Source organism: Planomonospora sp. ID91781, assembly GCF_015711595.1.
In the GTDB taxonomy this organism is placed as follows: Bacteria; Actinomycetota; Actinomycetes; order Streptosporangiales; family Streptosporangiaceae; genus Planomonospora; species Planomonospora parontospora.
Genome location: NZ_JABTEY010000002.1, coordinates 2,105,357 through 2,120,813 on the forward strand (window position 1 = coordinate 2,105,357; position 15,457 = coordinate 2,120,813).

At 73.6% G+C, this 15,457-nt stretch carries 10 protein-coding genes; 3 read left to right on the forward strand and 7 right to left on the reverse strand.

What is annotated here, in order from left to right; genetic code table 11:
- Positions 1 to 35: 35 nt before the first annotated feature.
- The 7 genes from HS048_RS28555 to HS048_RS28585 form a co-directional block, all read right to left on the reverse strand.
- Entirely contained in the window at positions 36 to 1,127 is a 1,092-nt protein-coding gene (locus HS048_RS28555; protein ID WP_196469223.1) for a winged helix DNA-binding domain-containing protein, read from the reverse strand.
- Positions 1,128 to 1,180: 53 nt separating this feature from the next.
- Positions 1,181 to 2,902: an ABC transporter family substrate-binding protein gene (locus HS048_RS28560; RefSeq protein WP_230882306.1), complete on the reverse strand. Its 1,722-nt coding sequence runs from the start codon at positions 2,900 to 2,902 to the stop codon at positions 1,181 to 1,183.
- Positions 2,903 to 2,918: 16 nt separating this feature from the next.
- The gene (locus HS048_RS28565; RefSeq protein WP_196469225.1) at positions 2,919 to 5,015 is read right to left on the reverse strand and encodes an ABC transporter ATP-binding protein; all 2,097 of its coding nucleotides are present in this window, start codon (positions 5,013 to 5,015) and stop codon (positions 2,919 to 2,921) included.
- Entirely contained in the window at positions 5,012 to 5,920 is a 909-nt protein-coding gene (locus HS048_RS28570) for an ABC transporter permease (RefSeq protein WP_068898717.1), read from the reverse strand. The genes HS048_RS28565 and HS048_RS28570 overlap by 4 nt, the downstream gene beginning before the upstream one ends.
- Positions 5,921 to 6,904, reverse strand: coding sequence for an ABC transporter permease (locus tag HS048_RS28575; protein ID WP_068898719.1), 984 nt, complete (start codon positions 6,902 to 6,904; stop codon positions 5,921 to 5,923).
- A 229-nt stretch (positions 6,905 to 7,133) separates the two neighbouring features.
- Positions 7,134 to 9,476, reverse strand: a complete 2,343-nt coding sequence (locus HS048_RS28580; protein ID WP_068898721.1) for an AAA family ATPase — start codon at positions 9,474 to 9,476, stop codon at positions 7,134 to 7,136.
- Between the two features lie 138 nt (positions 9,477 to 9,614).
- Positions 9,615 to 11,477 (reverse strand): hypothetical protein, encoded by a 1,863-nt coding sequence (locus HS048_RS28585; RefSeq protein ID WP_196469226.1) that lies wholly within the window; start codon positions 11,475 to 11,477, stop codon positions 9,615 to 9,617.
- Positions 11,478 to 11,708: 231 nt separating this feature from the next.
- Between HS048_RS28585 and HS048_RS28590 the strand changes: the two genes are divergently transcribed.
- The 3 genes from HS048_RS28590 (at position 11,709) to HS048_RS28600 (ending at position 15,386) form a co-directional block, all read left to right on the forward strand.
- Complete coding sequence (locus HS048_RS28590; RefSeq protein WP_068898725.1) at positions 11,709 to 13,262, forward strand: MFS transporter; 1,554 nt, start codon at positions 11,709 to 11,711, stop codon at positions 13,260 to 13,262.
- Positions 13,263 to 13,329: 67 nt separating this feature from the next.
- Complete coding sequence (locus HS048_RS28595) at positions 13,330 to 14,055, forward strand: DoxX family protein (protein WP_196469227.1); 726 nt, start codon at positions 13,330 to 13,332, stop codon at positions 14,053 to 14,055.
- Between the two features lie 161 nt (positions 14,056 to 14,216).
- Positions 14,217 to 15,386, forward strand: coding sequence for a low temperature requirement protein A (locus HS048_RS28600; RefSeq protein WP_068898950.1), 1,170 nt, complete (start codon positions 14,217 to 14,219; stop codon positions 15,384 to 15,386).
- Positions 15,387 to 15,457: the final 71 nt, after the last annotated feature.

The following is a 15,457-nucleotide window of genomic DNA, read 5'->3' on the forward strand; positions in this document are numbered from 1 at the left end:
GGGCCGCCGTGAGGGGCCGCCTGGAGCGCGCGGTGCTATCGGTTCAGCAGGGCCTTCACCCGCTCGGTCTCGGCGGCGAGGGCGGCGGCCGGGACGTCCTCGAACAGCTCCACGGCGACCTCGCCGTTCTTCGCCTCCCAGACGCCCGCGACCCGGCCCCGGTGGACCACCACCGGGGAGATCCAGCCGGCCGCGCGGCTGACCTTCGCCCTGGCCTCCCGGGGCAGGAGCGGTTCGAGGTCGCGGGGGGCACCGAGGATGTACTGGTCGAAGCCGGGGAGCAGGTGCACGCCCCCGGCGGGCGGGGTCGCGGCCAGTTCGTCGAGGTGCTCGGCGAGCAGGACCATGGGACGGCCCTCGACCTCCACCTCGGCCAGCTCCGGGGCGAGGTCGCGGAACCAGCCGCGCAGGGCGGCCTTGCGGGCTCCGCCCCGGTAGAGCCAGGTGTCGAAGGTCTCCGGCGTGCCCGGGCCGTGGGCGCCGAGGAAGGAACGCACCAGGACCGCGCCGCCCTCCTCCGGGGAGGGGAGCGCGGCGGGCCAGCCGGGCACGTGGTCGCGGGGGGAGGCGAAGGTCACCCTGCCCTCCCGGGGCGGCCCGTAGCAGAGCTCGCCGAGGAAGCTGAGCGGCTTGAGCAGCGCGCCCCACCCCGAGGTGAGCGCCTCGGCCAGGTGGCCGTCACCGGTGATCCCGATGACGGCCTCGACCAGCTCCTCGCGGGTGAGGGTCCGGCCCTCGAGCGCCTTCGGGACCGCCTCGAGGATCGCGGCCGTCTCCGTCGCGGTGACCCCGTGACCGCGCTGCCAGGACCCCTTGTCCCAGTGCCGGAACGAGCCGAGGACCGCGGCGTGGGCGGGCAGCTCGTCGGCGGGGACCAGGTGGAGCGTGCCGCGCGCCGTCCAGGTCTTGACCAGCGTGCGGTCGCGCCACAGGGCCTCGTCGATCTCGCCGCGCCGCGGGTCCGCCCGCCGTACGGCGACGGCGAGCTCGGCCGAGGACGCCACCTGGGCCTGCACCCCGCTCAGCCGCCGGACCACCGACACCGCGTCCGGCCCGGCCGCCGGGTCGACGAACTGCCGCCTCAGCCGCCATGCGAGCACCTGCGGCCAGGTCACCTGAAGATTCATGGATCATTTCTATACCCGGGCGCCGACGACACCGGGCCGCGGAGGCGCCGGGGTCACTCGGTGAAGCCGATGTCCTGGTATCTCAGGTCGTAGAAGCCGCGGGCGCCCAGGTTGGCGATGGTCTTCTTGGCCGCGACGTTCTGCGGGCGCTGGTAGAGCGGGAGCACGTTGACCGCCTGCCAGATCAGTTTGTCGGCGGCGTTGGCCTTGGCGATCGCCTCGGCCGGGTCCAGCTCGGCGGTGGCGGCGTTCATCGCGGCGTCGATCTCCTTGGAGCCGATGCGGCCGAGGTTGGCGTTCCACTGCAGCTCGCCCTTGGAGTCCTTGGCGGCGTTGGCGTACTGGCCGTAGCCGCTGGAGACCGGGAAGGGCGTGCCGACGTAGGAGAAAGCGGTGATGTCGTAGTTGCCGGGGATGATGTATCTGGTGAAGTAGTCGTCACTGGGCACCGACTGGAGGGTGACCTTGACGCCGATCTTGGACAGCATGTTCTGCGTCAGCTCGGCCTCGGACTTGGTGAGCTGCAGGCCGGACGGGGCGACGAAGCGCAGGTTCAGCTCCTTGCCGTCCTTCTTGCGGACCTGGCCGGAGAGCTTCCAGCCGGCCGCGTCGAGCAGCTGCTTGGCCTTCTCGGGGTCGTGGGCCCCGAGCTCCCCGGCGTTGTCCTGGTAGCCGCCCTGGGTGTTCATGAAGAAGTGGTTGTTCAGCAGGACGATCGGCCAGTCCAGGCCCTGCAGGTCGGACTGGGCGATGACCTGCCGGTCGACGCCCATCGCGACGGCCTGGCGGACCTTCACGTCGGAGAGCACCGCGCTCTCGCCGTTCATCGTCAGGTGCCGGAAGTCGGGACCGGCCGCCTGCCGTACGACCGCGTTCGCGGTGCCCTTGGCCCGCGCGTAGTCCGGAGCGGAGGGCCCGACGTCGAAGGTGTCCAGCTCGCCGTTGCTGAAGGCGCCGACCAGTGCGTCGCTCTCCAGCGCCCGGAAGACGATCTGGTCCAGCTTGGCCCTGTCGCCCCACCAGGCGTCGTCGCGGTTGATCGTGATGGTCTTGGCCGTCTGGTCGAACGCGCCGAACTTGAACGGGCCCGCGGTCACCGGCATCTTGTTCACCCAGGCGTTGTTGAAGGCGTCAGCGCTGCCGTTGGTGCTCCTGGGGTAGAGCGGGATGAACAGCGACTGCCAGTCGCCGAAGGGCTTGGCGAAGGTGATGACGACCTCATGGTCGCTCCTGCCCTTCTTCACGCTCTCGATGTCCTGGTATCCGGTGGTGGTGGCGACCCGGTAGTCGGCGTTCCTGCCGTTCATCGCCTTCCACTGGGCCTCGTAGTCCTGCCAGGTGACGGCCTTGCCGTCGGACCACCTGGCCTTGGGGTTGAGCGTCAGCGTGACGACCTGCTTGGGAGTGGTCGCCGTGACCTTCGCGGCGGTGACGTAGTCGGGGCTGACCGAGATCTGGCCCTTCTCGTTCGAGCGGAAGGCCGAGGGCAGGAGTGCGTCGGTGACCTTCTTGACCATCGCGAGGTTGCCGTCGACGTGGTTGAGGTTCCAGTTGGTCGGATACTCGTTGAGGCCCCAGCGGAGCAGCCCGCCGTCCTTGACCTGGTCGCGCGCGACCGGGTTGATGTCGTAGGCCTTGACCGAGGACGCGGGGGCGCCCGGTGACGCCCCGCTCTGCCCTCCCCCGCCGGGCCCGGTCTGCCCGCAGCCGGCCAGAGCCGGTGCGCACGCCACGGTCAGGGCGGCGGCGAGCACGCCCATGCGCCGGACAATCATCACGGTTCCTCCTGGTTCATACGACTTTGATCTTCTCGGCGTAGTGACACGCGGCGCCCTGGTCCTCGTCCAGCACCCGGATCACGGGTTCCTCGTCCACGCACCGCTCCCGCTCCCCGTCGGACAGCACGTCGCGGAACTTCGGGCAGCGGGTGCGGAACCGGCAGCCCGAGGGCGGGGCGGCCGGGCTCGGCAGGTCTCCTTCGAGCAGGATCCGGGTCCGGGAGCGCTCCTTCTCCGGGTCGGGCAGCGGGATCGCCGAGAGCAGCGCCTGGGTGTAGGGGTGCATGGGGGTGTCGTAGACCCGGTCCACCTGGCCGATCTCGGCGATCTTCCCGAGGTACATGACCGCGATCCGGTCGGCGATGTGCCGGACCACCGACAGGTCGTGCGCGACGAACAGGTAGGACAGCCCGAGCCGGTCCTTCAGGTCCTCCAGCAGGTTGATCACGCCCGCCTGGATGGAGACGTCCAGCGCCGAGACCGGCTCGTCCAGCACGACCAGCTTCGGCTCCAGCGCCAGGGCGCGGGCGATGCCGATGCGCTGGCGCTGGCCGCCGGAGAAGTCCTGCGGGTAGCGGGCCGCGTGCTGCTGGTCCAGTCCGACCAGCAGCAGCAGCTCCCGCACGCGCGGCCCCGGATCCCCGACCCCGTGCGTGCGCAGCGGCTCGGCGAGGATGTCGTGGACGGTCATCCTCGGGTCCAGCGAGGCCAGCGGGTCCTGGAAGACCACCTGCATGTCGCGGCGGACGGCCATCCGGTCGCGGGAGGTCATCGCGGCGGTGTCGCGTCCCAGCACCGTGATGGTGCCGCGCTGGGGTCTGGCCAGCTCCAGGATCTCCATCAGCGTCGTCGTCTTGCCGCAGCCCGACTCGCCCACCAGGCCGAGCGTCTCGCCCTCGCGGATGTCGAAGCCGATGCCGTCCACGGCGTACACCGTGCCGACCCGGCGCTTGAAGACCGCCCCCTTCATCAGGGGGTAGTGGCGGATCAGGTCGTCCACCGCCAGGACCGTCGCGCGCTCGCCGCGCGGCGCCGGGAGGCGCCGCTCGCCGGTCCCGGCTCCCGGCGCGGCGGGACGGCCCGCCCTGCCGCCCCCGCTGCGGGCGTAGACCTCCCCGGGCGGTGTCCGCCCCTCCTCGATCTCCCCGGCGCGGATGCACGCGGCCCGCCGGTCGCCGGAGCCCACCGGTTCCAGCGGCGGCTCGGCCGCGTCGCACTCGGGGACCACCATCGGGCAGCGCGGCGCGAACGGGCAGCCCGGCGGGAGCGCGTCCGGCGACGGCGGGTTGCCCTCGATCGGGACCAGCCGCCGCCGTCCGCCCACGTCCAGCCGCGGGACCGAGCCGAGCAGGCCGATGGTGTACGGCATGCGCGGGCGGTAGTAGACGTCGTCGACCGGCCCGGTCTCGACGGGACGCCCGGCGTACATGACCAGGACCCGGTCGACGAACCCGGCCACCACCCCCAGGTCGTGCGTGATCATGACGATCGCCGCGCCGGTCTCCCGCTGCGCGGTCTTGAGGACCTCCAGCACCTGCGCCTGGATGGTGACGTCGAGCGCGGTGGTCGGCTCGTCGCAGATGATCACGTCGGGGTCGTTGGCGATCGCCATCGCGATCACCGCCCGCTGGCGCATGCCCCCGGAGAACTCGTGCGGGAAGGCCCTGGCGCGCTGGGCCGGGTTGGGGATGCCGACCAGGTCGAGCAGCTCGACGGCCCGCCTGTCCGCGGCCTGCCTGCTCACGTCCTGGTGGATCCGGACGGCCTCGGCGATCTGGTCGCCGACCCGGTAGACCGGGGTGAGCGCGGAGAGCGGGTCCTGGAAGACCATCGAGATCGTCTTGCCGCGGAAGGCGGTGAGCCGCTTCTCGCCCGCGCCCAGGATCTCGCGGCCCTTCAGCCGCACCGAGCCGGTGACCCGGGCGTGCGCGGGGAGCAGCCCCATCACGGCCAGCGAGGTCACCGACTTGCCCGAGCCGGACTCGCCGACGATGCCGAGCACCTCGCCGGGGTGGAGCGCGTAGCCGACCCCCCGCACCGCGTGCACCGCGCCGGGGCCGGAGCCGAAGGTGACGTCGAGGCCGGTGACCTCGAGGACGGGGTCGCTCATCGGTTCCTCTTCGCGGTGGGGTCGAAGGCGTCGCGCAGGGAGTCGCCGACCAGGTTCACCGCGAGCACGGTGACGACCAGCAGCCCGGCGCAGAACCAGAACGTCCAGGGGGCGTAGACCGCCGTCCTGGCGCCGTCGGCGATGAGGCTGCCCATGGAGACGTCCGGCGGCTGGATGCCGAAGCCGAAGTAGGACAGGGAGGTCTCGGTCAGGATCGCCGCGCTCACGTTCAGCGTGGCGTCCACGATCAGCAGGGACGACAGGTTGGGGATGACGTGCCGAAAGATGATCTTCATCGGGTGCACGCCCATGAACCTGGCGGCGTGGATGAACTCGCGCTCCTTGAGCGAGATGGTCATGCTCCGCACGATCTTCGAGGTGACCATCCACAGGAACAGCGCCAGCATCAGCACGAACAGCAGCCACTGGCCCTCGGCGAAGAGCGGCGACATGATCGCCAGGATGAGGAAGGCCGGGAGCACGAGCAGCAGGTCGGTGACCCACATCAGCGTGCGGTCGGTCCAGCCGAGGAAGTAGCCCGCGAAGGCGCCCACCACCGCCGCCAGCCCGGTGCCGACCACCGCGGCGAGCAGCCCGACGATCAGCGACTTCTGCATGCCGCGCAGCGTGACGGCGTACACGTCGGCGCCGGTCTGCAGGGTGCCCCACCAGTGTTCGGCCGAGGGCGGCGCCAGGAAGGCCGTGAAGTCCTTGTCGGTGTAGCCCCACTTGCTCAGGTGCGGCCCCGCGAACGCGAGCAGGAACATCGCCGTCAGCAGCGCGAACCCGATCCGTCCCTGCCCCGAGCGGAAGAACCGCCCCGCGACCACCCGCAGGCGCGAAGGGGTCCCGATCCGCTCGACGCCCGCCAGCTCCTCGGCGTGCTCCTCGTCGGCGATGCTCATCTATCCCACCCGGACCCGCGGATCGAGGACGGCGTGCAGCACGTCGGAGGCGAGCGAGGCCACCAGCACCGCGAAGGCCGCGAAGCAGCTGATCGCCGCGACGCTGTTCACGTCGTTGGTGTAGATGGAGTTGACCAGCTGCTCCCCCATGCCGTGCCAGCCGAAGATCTTCTCGGTGAAGGTCGTGCCGACCAGCAGCGAGCCGAAGGTGAACGCGAAGTAGGTGACCGCCGGGATCAGCGCGGTGCGCAGCGCGTGTTTGATCAGCGCGGTACGGCGGCGCAGGCCCTTGGCCATCGCGGTGCGGATGAAGTCCGCGCCGAGCACGTCCAGCATCATGTTGCGCTGGTAGCGGCTGTAGATGGCGATCAGGCCCAGCGAGAGCGAGATCGTCGGCAGGATCAGATGCTGGATCCGGTCGACCGCCCGGGCCCAGAACCCGCCCGTCAGGCCGGCGGAGAACTCGCCGCTGACGTACACGATCGGCTGGGGCAGCAGACCGTTGACCCAGACCGCGGCGATGATCAGCATGTTCGCGAGCACCACGGTCGGGATCGCGAGCACGAAGAAGGACGCGCCGGTGGACACCCGGTCGAACGCGCCGTACTGCCTGACCGCGGCGTAGGCGCCGACCAGCACTCCGGTGACGCTGCCGAGGACCAGCCCGATCGTGATCAGGCGCAGGGTCACGCCGATGCGGCGGGCCAGGTCCTCGTTGACCGAGCCTCCGGTCACCATCCTGCCGAAGTCACCCCGGACGACGCCCCCCGCCCATGTCAGGTAGCGCTCGAACACCGGGGTCCTGTCGTTGAGGTTGAGCTCGGTGAGCCGGGCGTCGATCACCGCCGGAGGGATCGGCGGATTGCGCCCCTCGTAGTTGGCACGGGGGTTGAGCGCTCCGGCCGCCAGCATGTAGGCGAGGCTGGTGGCCACGACGATCAGCACCACATAGTTGAGCAACCTGCGGAAAAGGAATCCCGCCATCGCCCTCCCTCCGGAGCACTCCGCTGTCTGTGGCCATACTGCTACATGATGTAACCATCAGAACGCATAGAGTCGCCAATCGGGGTCCGATCTCGGCCAGGTGCTGTGTCGATGGCGACGCTGCGCGTCGCGGCTCGGGGGCCGGTAACCGCCGTCTTCCCTCGTCACGTGCTCGCTGTGACATGGCGACGCTGCGCGTCGCGGCTCGGGGCGGCGGGGCGGACCCGGGTCAGCGGCCGGCGAGCTCGTCGACGGCGGCGCGCACGTCGGCGCTGGTGATGGTAGTGAGGTCCGCGGCGCTCGCGGTGCCTTCGAGAGCGGCCAGCCGCACGTCGCGGCGCATCGCGGCGCGCTCGTACAGCGAGCGGGCGAAGCGGCCGTTGCCCAGGCCGTCGATCAGCCCGTCCTCGCAGACCCAGGTGAAGACGTCGGCCAGATCGTGACGGGCGGGGGCGTCGAATCGGTCGCCCGACCGCCCGGCGAGCAGCTCGGCGATCTCGGTGAGCTCGGCCGGCGTGTAGGAGGGGAACCGCACCCGCTGGTTGAACCGGCTGGACAGGCCCGGGTTGGTCGCCAGGAAGACGTCCATCTCCCGTTCGTATCCGGCCAGGATGACCACCAGCCGATCGCGGTCGTCCTCGGCCCGCTTGAGCAGCGTCTGCACCGCCTCCGCGCCGAAGGCGTCGCCGCCGGCGTAGCCGCCGTTCACCAGGCTGTAGGCCTCGTCGACGAAGAGCACCCCGCCGAGCGCCCGGTCCACCAGTTCGTTCGTCTTGATCGCGGTGGCGCCCAGGTGCTGGCCGACCAGGTCGGCCCGCTGCGCCTCCACCACGTCCGGCCGCACCAGCAGGCCCAGTGCGGCGAAGACCCGGCCGAGGACGCGGGCCACGGTGGTCTTGCCGGTGCCCGGCGGCCCGGTGAAGACGAAATGCCGCATCTGCGGTGGAGTGGGCAGGCCGCGCTCCTGGCGCATCCTGGCCATCCGGAGCTGTGCGGCGATCGCGTGCACCTGCCGCTTGACCGGCTCCAGCCCCGCCATGCCGTCCAGCTCGCCGAGCGCCTCCTCCAGGGTGGGGGTGGCCTGGTAATCCTGGTAGCGGGCGGTGAGCTCGTCGAACGCCTTGGCGACGTCCGGCCCGGTGACGGTCACCAGGTCCTCGGTGGTGGGCGAGCCGCCCGCGCCGACCACCCGCACGTCGCGTGCCTGCGCCGCCGCCTCCACCAGACTGCGCACGAACCGGGCGTTGCCCAGCTCGTCGACGATGCCCCGGCGGTGGAGGTCCTCGAACCGGGCCAGGAGCGCGGGCCGCACCCCTCCGGCCATCCGGTCGCCCCGCCGCGTCTGCAGCGACTCGGTGATCTCGGCCAGCTCCCCGGCCGAGTAACCGGGGAAGCGGACCCGGGTCGCGAACCTGCTGGACAGGCCGGGGTTGGACGACAGGAAGGCGCCCATCTCCTTCTCGTAGCCCGCCAGGATGACGATCAGCCGGTCGCGGTCGTCCTCGGCCCGCTTGAGCAGCGTCTGCACCGCCTCGGAGCCGAACCGGTCGGGCTGGCCGTCACCGGAGTTGATCAGGCTGTAGGCCTCGTCGACGAAGAGCACCCCGCCGAGCGCCCGGTCGATCAGCTCGTTCGTCTTGATCGCCGTCGCCCCGAGGAACTCCCCCACCAGGTCGGCCCGCTGCGCCTCCACCACGTAGGGCGTCTCCAGCAGGCCGAAGGCGTAGAAGATCTTCGCGACGGTCCTGGCCACGCTGGTCTTCCCGGTGCCGGGCGGGCCGACGAAGACGAAGTGGCGCATCGGCGGCTCGGTGGCGTAACCGGCCTCCCTGCGCAGGCGGGAGGCCTCGATCGAGGCGGCGATGGAGCGCACCTGCTCCTTCACCGGAGCCAGGCCGACCATGCCGTCCAGCTCGCCGAGCGCCTCCTCGACCGAGATGGGCGGCGGCGCGGCCCTGTCCGCGGACTGCTGCGGCGGCGGCCCGCCGTCCCTGACCCGGACCCGGACCGGCTGCTCCCGGACCGCCGCCCCCGCCCTGACCTGACGGGCCTGGACCAGCCGGTAGACCAGCACGGCGGCGGCCGTGCCGTACGCGGCCCACAGGACGACGGCGGACGGGAAGCCGGCGAGGACGAGGACGAGGGCGATCACTCCCGCGCAGGCCAGCGCCGCCAGCGTGGTCAGCCACGGGGGGACCCAGCTGATCAGGTGGGCGGCCCCCGCCACCGGGAGGGCCAGGAGCATCAGCCCCAGCGGGATCCACGACTGCGGGAACCGCCCGTCGAGCAGGCTCGTCATCGTCAGCCAGGGCACCACCACCGCCACCGTGGCGGCGGCGCGCGGGAAGCGCAGGGCGAGCGTGGCGAAGCCGAGCAGGGCGAGCGTCAGGAGGAAGGCGGTGACCGGCTGCCAGCCCAGGCCCAGCGCCAGCCCGACCGCCCCGACCAGCACGGCGGCATGGATCAGCCTGCGCTTTCCCGGTGAAAGGCGGAAGTAGCGCAGTCGCACCTGTTCGAACAGGTCCCGCGCCGCAGCCCGCCCCGCCGGCCTGGCCCTGTCGGAGTCCCGCATCACGCCTCCCCGGTCTGCCCCCGGTTATACCGCACCGGGAGGGGATTTGGGCGTGTCCGAGCACCGCACCGCGCGCCGGGCGGACCTCCGCCGCGCCGGTCCCGCCGCCGGTCCCGGCCGCCGGTCCGGCCGGACCGCTCACCCGTCGCGGAAGCGGCCCTGGTGGCGGCCGGGATACTCCCCGACCACGACGTGCTCGGGGGTGACCCGGAGCGTCTCGGCCTCGGCGTCGCCGATCGCGATGCCCCGCACCTCGGCCCAGAACCTGCGCCGCAGCGGGTCGCCGACGAACACCGTCACCCTCGGATCGTGTTCGGCCGCGTCCCACGCGTCGCCGGCGGCGATCAGCCGCAGCTCCCCGGCCGGGCCGACCGAGCCGATCGAACCGACGGCCAGCGCGCGCGGCCCCGTCCGGTCGGCGTAGGCGAGGACCACCCCGCAGCCGGAGGCGAAGGCGTGCCGCACCTCCCCGCTCAGGCGTACCGGCGGCCGCACGTCGCCGGGCGTGCGGCGGCCGCGGCCGTCGTACATGGCCAGCGAGGCCCGCCGCGGTCCGGGCGCGCCCCTCCACCACGCCCGGACCGACCTGGTGGCGTGGACGGCCACCGCCGCCACCAGCGCCCCGGCCGCCGCCTGCCACGCCAGGCGGACCAGCGGGCCGGGGAGTCCGAGGAGCGCCGCGGCGGCCGCTCCGCCGAGCGCGAGCGAGGCCGCCACGAGGAGCGCCAGCGCCCCGGCCAGGCAGCGGTCCCCGGCCAGGATCCCGCGCAGGTGCGGGGCCAGGCCGCCGCCGCGGTGGACCCGGAGCAGGGCGAGCGGTACGGCCGGCGCCACGAGACCCCAGCGGGGATCGTCCAGCGCTGCGGCGGCCGCCGCGGCCCCGGCCAGGACCGACCACGCGCGGCCCGCCACGAGCCAGAGCGTCACCCCGGTGTCGCGCCGGGCCGTACGGCCCCCGCCCGCCGCGGAGAACTCGGCCAGCGCCCGGACCGGCCGGCCCCGCCACGCCTCGGCCAGCACCCGCGCGGCGAGCAGCGCGGCGCCGTTGAGGAGCACCACCCCCGCCGGAGCCGTCCACGGACCCGCCGCGGGACCGGGCGGCACCGCCGTGCCCGGCAGCGCCGCCGGGAGGGTGGCGACCGCCGTGACGTAGGCCGCCACCGCCACCGGCGCGGCCGCGACGGTCAGACCGAGCCACACGTCGCGCGCGAGCATCGCCGGCACGTAGGACCAGAGCCCGATCCTGCGGGCCTGCCGGAAGGTGATCGCCAGGACCGCGGCGGGCGCCGCCGCGGCGCAGATCCTCGCCTCGGCGGTGAGGCCGGGACCGAGGGCCGCCGCGACGGCCGCGAGGAGGGCCGCGGTGAGCAGGATCCGGGTCTGCCGCGACCACGTCTCCAGGGCGTGCCGGGTCCGGCCGGTCTCGCGGGGGTCGACCGGCCAGGCGGGGTCGTGGTGGTTGCGGGGCCGTTCCCAGCGCAGGAACGTCAGGCCGAGGTTGACCCTCGCGCCGGGGTGGTCGCCCGCCCGGCGCAGCGCGGCCCGGTAGGCGTCCCGGGCCCGCCCGTGCTCTCCGCGCAGGAGCGCGAGGTCTCCCACGAGCACGTGCGGGTCGGGCTCCTGCGGGGCGTAGCGCACCGCCCTGGCCGCCTGCGACCACGACTCCGCCCACCGCCCCGGGACCCGGCGGAGGGCCGAGCCGAGGCGCAGCCGCGCCGCCCAGGATCCCGGGGCCAGCCGTACGGCCTCCTCGGCGGCGGCCACGGCCTCCGCATCGCGGCCGAGCCGTTCGAAGGCGAGACTGGCGAGACGGTAGCCCCAGCCGGCGGCGGGCCCGTCCGGGGGGCCGTGCTCCACCGCCCGGCGCGCGGCCTCCAGCGCGGCCTCCGGCCTGCCCCGGGCCAGCCGGTCCAGGGCCGCGGCGCACCACCCGTGCGGGTCGTCCGGATCCGGCGGGGCCGGGACCCCGACGGGGTCCCGGTCGCCGGAACCGCTCACCACGACGGCTCTCGCACCTGGCTCTGACTCCCCACGACCGCCATGGTGCGGGGAGGACCACCGTTTGCCTAGACGGCGGATAGAGGGGTCTATCTCTCTAGAGAGGTCACGGATTCCGGCGCCGGGTGGCGCGTTCCATCCCGGATCAATCTTCCGGCGGGGCCCCGTCCACTCCGGCGGATGGCCTAAGCTGCCACGCATGTTCGCCCGGGCCGGTACCCCCGCCAGCCGCGCATGACCGCCATGGGGGTCGCCGCCGACACCAGGCGCGCCGGGACCGGCACGCGCTCATCCGGGACCGGCCGCTGGTCGGTCCTCGCCCTGCTCTGCCTGAGCCTGCTGCTCATCGCGGTGGACGCCACCGTGCTGCACATCGCCGGCCCGGCCCTGACCGCGGCGCTCGACCCGAGCTCCGTGCAGATGCTGTGGATCGTCGACGGCTACTCCCTGGTGGTCGCGCCGCTGCTGCTGACCTTCGGCACGCTCGGCGACCGCCACGGGCGCAGGCGCCTGGTCCTGACCGGCTACGTGGTGTTCGGCGCCGCCTCGGCCGCCGCCGCGTTCGCCCCCACCGCCACCGCGCTCATCGCCGCGCGGATGCTCCTCGGCGTCGGCGGAGCCATGATCATGCCCGCCACGCTCTCCATCATCCGGCAGGTCTTCACCGACCGCAGGGAGCGGGCGATCGCGCTGGGCGTGTGGAGCGCGGTCGCGGCGGCCGGGGCGGCGGCCGGGCCGCTGCTCGGCGGGCTGCTCGTCGAGCGCTTCTGGTGGGGCGCCGTCTTCCTGATCAACGTGCCGATCCTGCTGGTCCTGCTGCCCGCCGCGGCGCGGATCCTGCCGGAGTCCCGGACCCGCGCCGGGCAGCCGTGGGACGCGCCGAGCGCGCTGCTGTCGGTGCTGGGCATCCTGGCGTTCGCGTTCGGCCTGAAGGAGGCGGGCGCCGGCCGCCCGGAGGGGGTCGCGGCGTTCCTGGGGGGCGTCGCGCTGCTGGCCTGGTTCGTACGCCGGCAGCGGCGGCTGGCCGTTCCGCTGCTGGACCTGAGCCTGTTCCGGCGGCGGTCCTTCTCCACCGGGGTGGCCGCGGTGCTGCTGACCGTCTTCTCCCTGGTCGGCCTCCAGCTGATGCTCGCCCAGTACCTCCAGCTCGTGCTCGGTGACAGCCCGCCGGGCGCCGCGGTGCGGATGCTGCCGCTGATGGCCGCCTCGGTGGCCGGCGGGCTCGCGGGCGCGCACCTGCTGCGCCGGCTCGGGCTGCGCGCCACGATGGGCGGCGGCCTGGCGCTGACCGCGCTGTCCCTGGCCCCCACCCTGGCCTGGGGCACCGAGGAGCACCCGCTGGCGCTCGCGCTCTGCTTCGTCGGCATCGGCTTCGGCATCCAGGTGGCGCTGCTGGCCGCCTCCGACACGATCATGTCCTCGGCCTCCGAGTCCCACGCGGGCGGTGCCGCCGCGATCGAGGAGACCGCCTACGAGCTCGGCGCCGGGCTGGGCGTCGCGGTGCTCGGCACGGTCACCACCGCCGTCTACGCCCCCTCGCTCGCCCCCGTCGAGGGCGTCTCCGCCGAGCTGATGGAGCGGGCCCGCCAGTCGCTGGCCGCCGCCGACGCCGTGGCGCGGGAACTCGGCGGCCAGGGCGGGGCGGCGCTGCTCGCGCAGGCCCGGCTCGCCTTCGTCTCCGGGCTGCACTCCACGATCGTCGTCAGCGTGCTGCTGCTCGGCGCCACCGCCGCCGCGGTGGCGGTCCTGGTGCCGCGCGGGTCCGACGACCGGACCGGCCCGGACTGACCGGGTCCGGATGATTCCCGGTCGCGGCTATGGGCAAGAAGGGCGGACCGGACCAGAATGAGGAGCCGTGCGACAAACCCTCCACGACATCGCCGCCCTGGCCGCCCGGCTGGGCGTCGGCGGGATCTTCTTCGCCAACGGCTGGGACAAGCTGGAGGCGGGCCTGACCGCGACCGGCCTGCAGTTCGCCACGCTGGGCGCCCCCGCCCCGGGGGTCTGGGCCGGGGCGACCATGCTGATGGAGCTCATCGGCGGGGCCCTGCTGGTGGCGGGCCTGGCCGTGCCCGTCTGCGGGCTGCTGCTGTTCGCCGAGGCCGTCGCGGTGTTCGTGATCGCCAACGGTGACCAGGGGCTCCCGCTGACCGGCGGCGAGGTGAACCTGATCGTCGCGCTCGGCGCGGCCTCGGTGCTGCTGGCCGTCAACGGGGCCGGGCGCCTGTCGGTCGACCACATGGTGGTGATCAAGAGGCGCGAGGCCGAGGCCGCGGAGGACTTCGCCGCCGACTCCGAGGCCGACGACGTCCTCGCCTCGCTGCGCGAGCCGGAGGCGGCCGCCCCCTCCCCCGGCGCACCGGTACGGCAGGCCGGCCCGGAAGGCTCCGGCACCCCGGCGCCACCGGTCGCTCCGGCCGCCCCGCCGGTCGCCGGGGAGCCGGACGACGACCCCGGGGAGACCGCCGAGCCCGCCCCCGCCCGGCCGCGGCGCCGTCGCGGCACGGCCGAGCGGCCCGTGCCCGGCAAGCGGACGGACGTCCTGGTGGCCAGGGACAAGGACGCCCCGGCGGACGGCTGACCTCCCGCCGGCCGGTCGCGGAGGCCCGTCGGCGGGAGGGCGTGTGCCGGGCCTCTCGTCCGCCCCTCCGCTCCCGTCCGGTGGCGGACGCGACAGGCCGCCGTCTCACATCGTGGTTTATTCAATGCGCGATCGCCGATCTTGCCGTCACAATGTCCGGCATGCGGCTACCTGGCTGGTTCGCCGAGCGGGCGGAGCCCGCTCCCCCCGAGAGCGAACTGCGCGTCTCCACGATCGAACTCTTCTTCGACCTGGTCTTCGTCTTCACCGTCACCCAGCTCACCAGCCTCGTGGCGGACGGCATCCAGGAGGGCAGGCCGCTCGAGGGCGCCCTCCGGGTGCTGCTGGTGTTCGGCGTCCTGTGGTGGATGTACGCGGGCTACGCGTGGCTGACCAACGCGGTCCCGCCGGTCCGGCCGGCCCGGCGGGTGCTGATCCTGCTCGGCATGGTCGGCTTCCTGATCACGGCGCTGGCGATCCCGTCGGCCTTCGACGGCGACGGCCCGGCGTTCGCGGTCGGCTACCTGCTGCTGATCCTCGTCCACGCGGGGCTGTACCTCCAGTCGACCGCGGCCATCGCCCGGGTGATCCCGTTCAACCTCGGCGGGGTCGCGTTGATCGGCCTGGCCGGCGTGGTCGGCAGGCCGTACGACCACCTGCTCTGGGGCATGGCGGTGCTGCTGCTGTGGGGCAGCCCCTACTTCATCGGGCAGAAGGGCTTCGAACTGCGGGCCGGGCACATCGTCGAGCGGCACGGGCTGCTGGTGATCGTGGCGCTCGGGGAGTCGATCGTGGCCCTCGGCATCGGCGCCCAGGGGCTGCACGTCGGTCCCGCCCTCGGCGTGACGGCGGCGCTCGGCCTCGCGCTGGCCGCCTGCCTGTGGTGGATCTACTTCGGCGGGGACGACGAGACGCGCGCCGAGCACATCCTCGCCGGGGCCGAGCCGGTACGGCGCACCCGGCTGGTCCTCGGCGCCTACTTCTACGCGCACATCCCGATGCTGCTGGGCATCGTCGCGGTCGCGGCCGGGGTCAAGAAGGCGATCGGCCATCCGATCGACCCGCTCAAGCCCGGGGCCGCCGTCATCCTGGCCGCCGGTGCGGCGCTCTTCCTGGCGGGCAGCGCCTGGTTCCGCCGGGTGCTCGGGATCGGCGGCAACCGCCTGCGGATCGCGGGGGCGCTGGCCGCACCGGTGAGCGTCGCCTTCGGACTCTGGTCGGCCATGGCCCAGCTGGTCGTCCTGGTGGTCCTGGTGGGCGCGGTGGCCGTCCTCGAAAGGCGACCGGCCGCGGCCCCCTCGCCCGTCCGGGCCTCCGCGCCCGTCCGCTGAAGCCGGGCCTTCCGCGACCGGATCGTCGCAGCCGTCCGCCGGAGGCGGTGTCCCCCGGCGGACCCGCGGCC

Excerpts from the sequence above, each read along its gene's own strand:
- HS048_RS28555 (WP_196469223.1), bottom strand. The coding sequence starts at position 1,127 with ATGAATCTTCAGGTGACCTGGCCGCAGGTGCTCGCATGGCGGCTGAGG.
- HS048_RS28565 (WP_196469225.1), bottom strand. The coding sequence starts at position 5,015 with ATGAGCGACCCCGTCCTCGAGGTCACCGGCCTCGACGTCACCTTCGGC.
- HS048_RS28580 (WP_068898721.1), bottom strand. The coding sequence starts at position 9,476 with ATGCGGGACTCCGACAGGGCCAGGCCGGCGGGGCGGGCTGCGGCGCGG.
- HS048_RS28570 (WP_068898717.1), bottom strand. The coding sequence starts at position 5,920 with ATGAGCATCGCCGACGAGGAGCACGCCGAGGAGCTGGCGGGCGTCGAG.
- HS048_RS28560 (WP_230882306.1), bottom strand. The coding sequence starts at position 2,902 with ATGATTGTCCGGCGCATGGGCGTGCTCGCCGCCGCCCTGACCGTGGCG.
- HS048_RS28590 (WP_068898725.1), top strand. The coding sequence starts at position 11,709 with ATGACCGCCATGGGGGTCGCCGCCGACACCAGGCGCGCCGGGACCGGC.
- HS048_RS28575 (WP_068898719.1), bottom strand. The coding sequence starts at position 6,904 with ATGGCGGGATTCCTTTTCCGCAGGTTGCTCAACTATGTGGTGCTGATC.
- HS048_RS28600 (WP_068898950.1), top strand. The coding sequence starts at position 14,217 with ATGCGGCTACCTGGCTGGTTCGCCGAGCGGGCGGAGCCCGCTCCCCCC.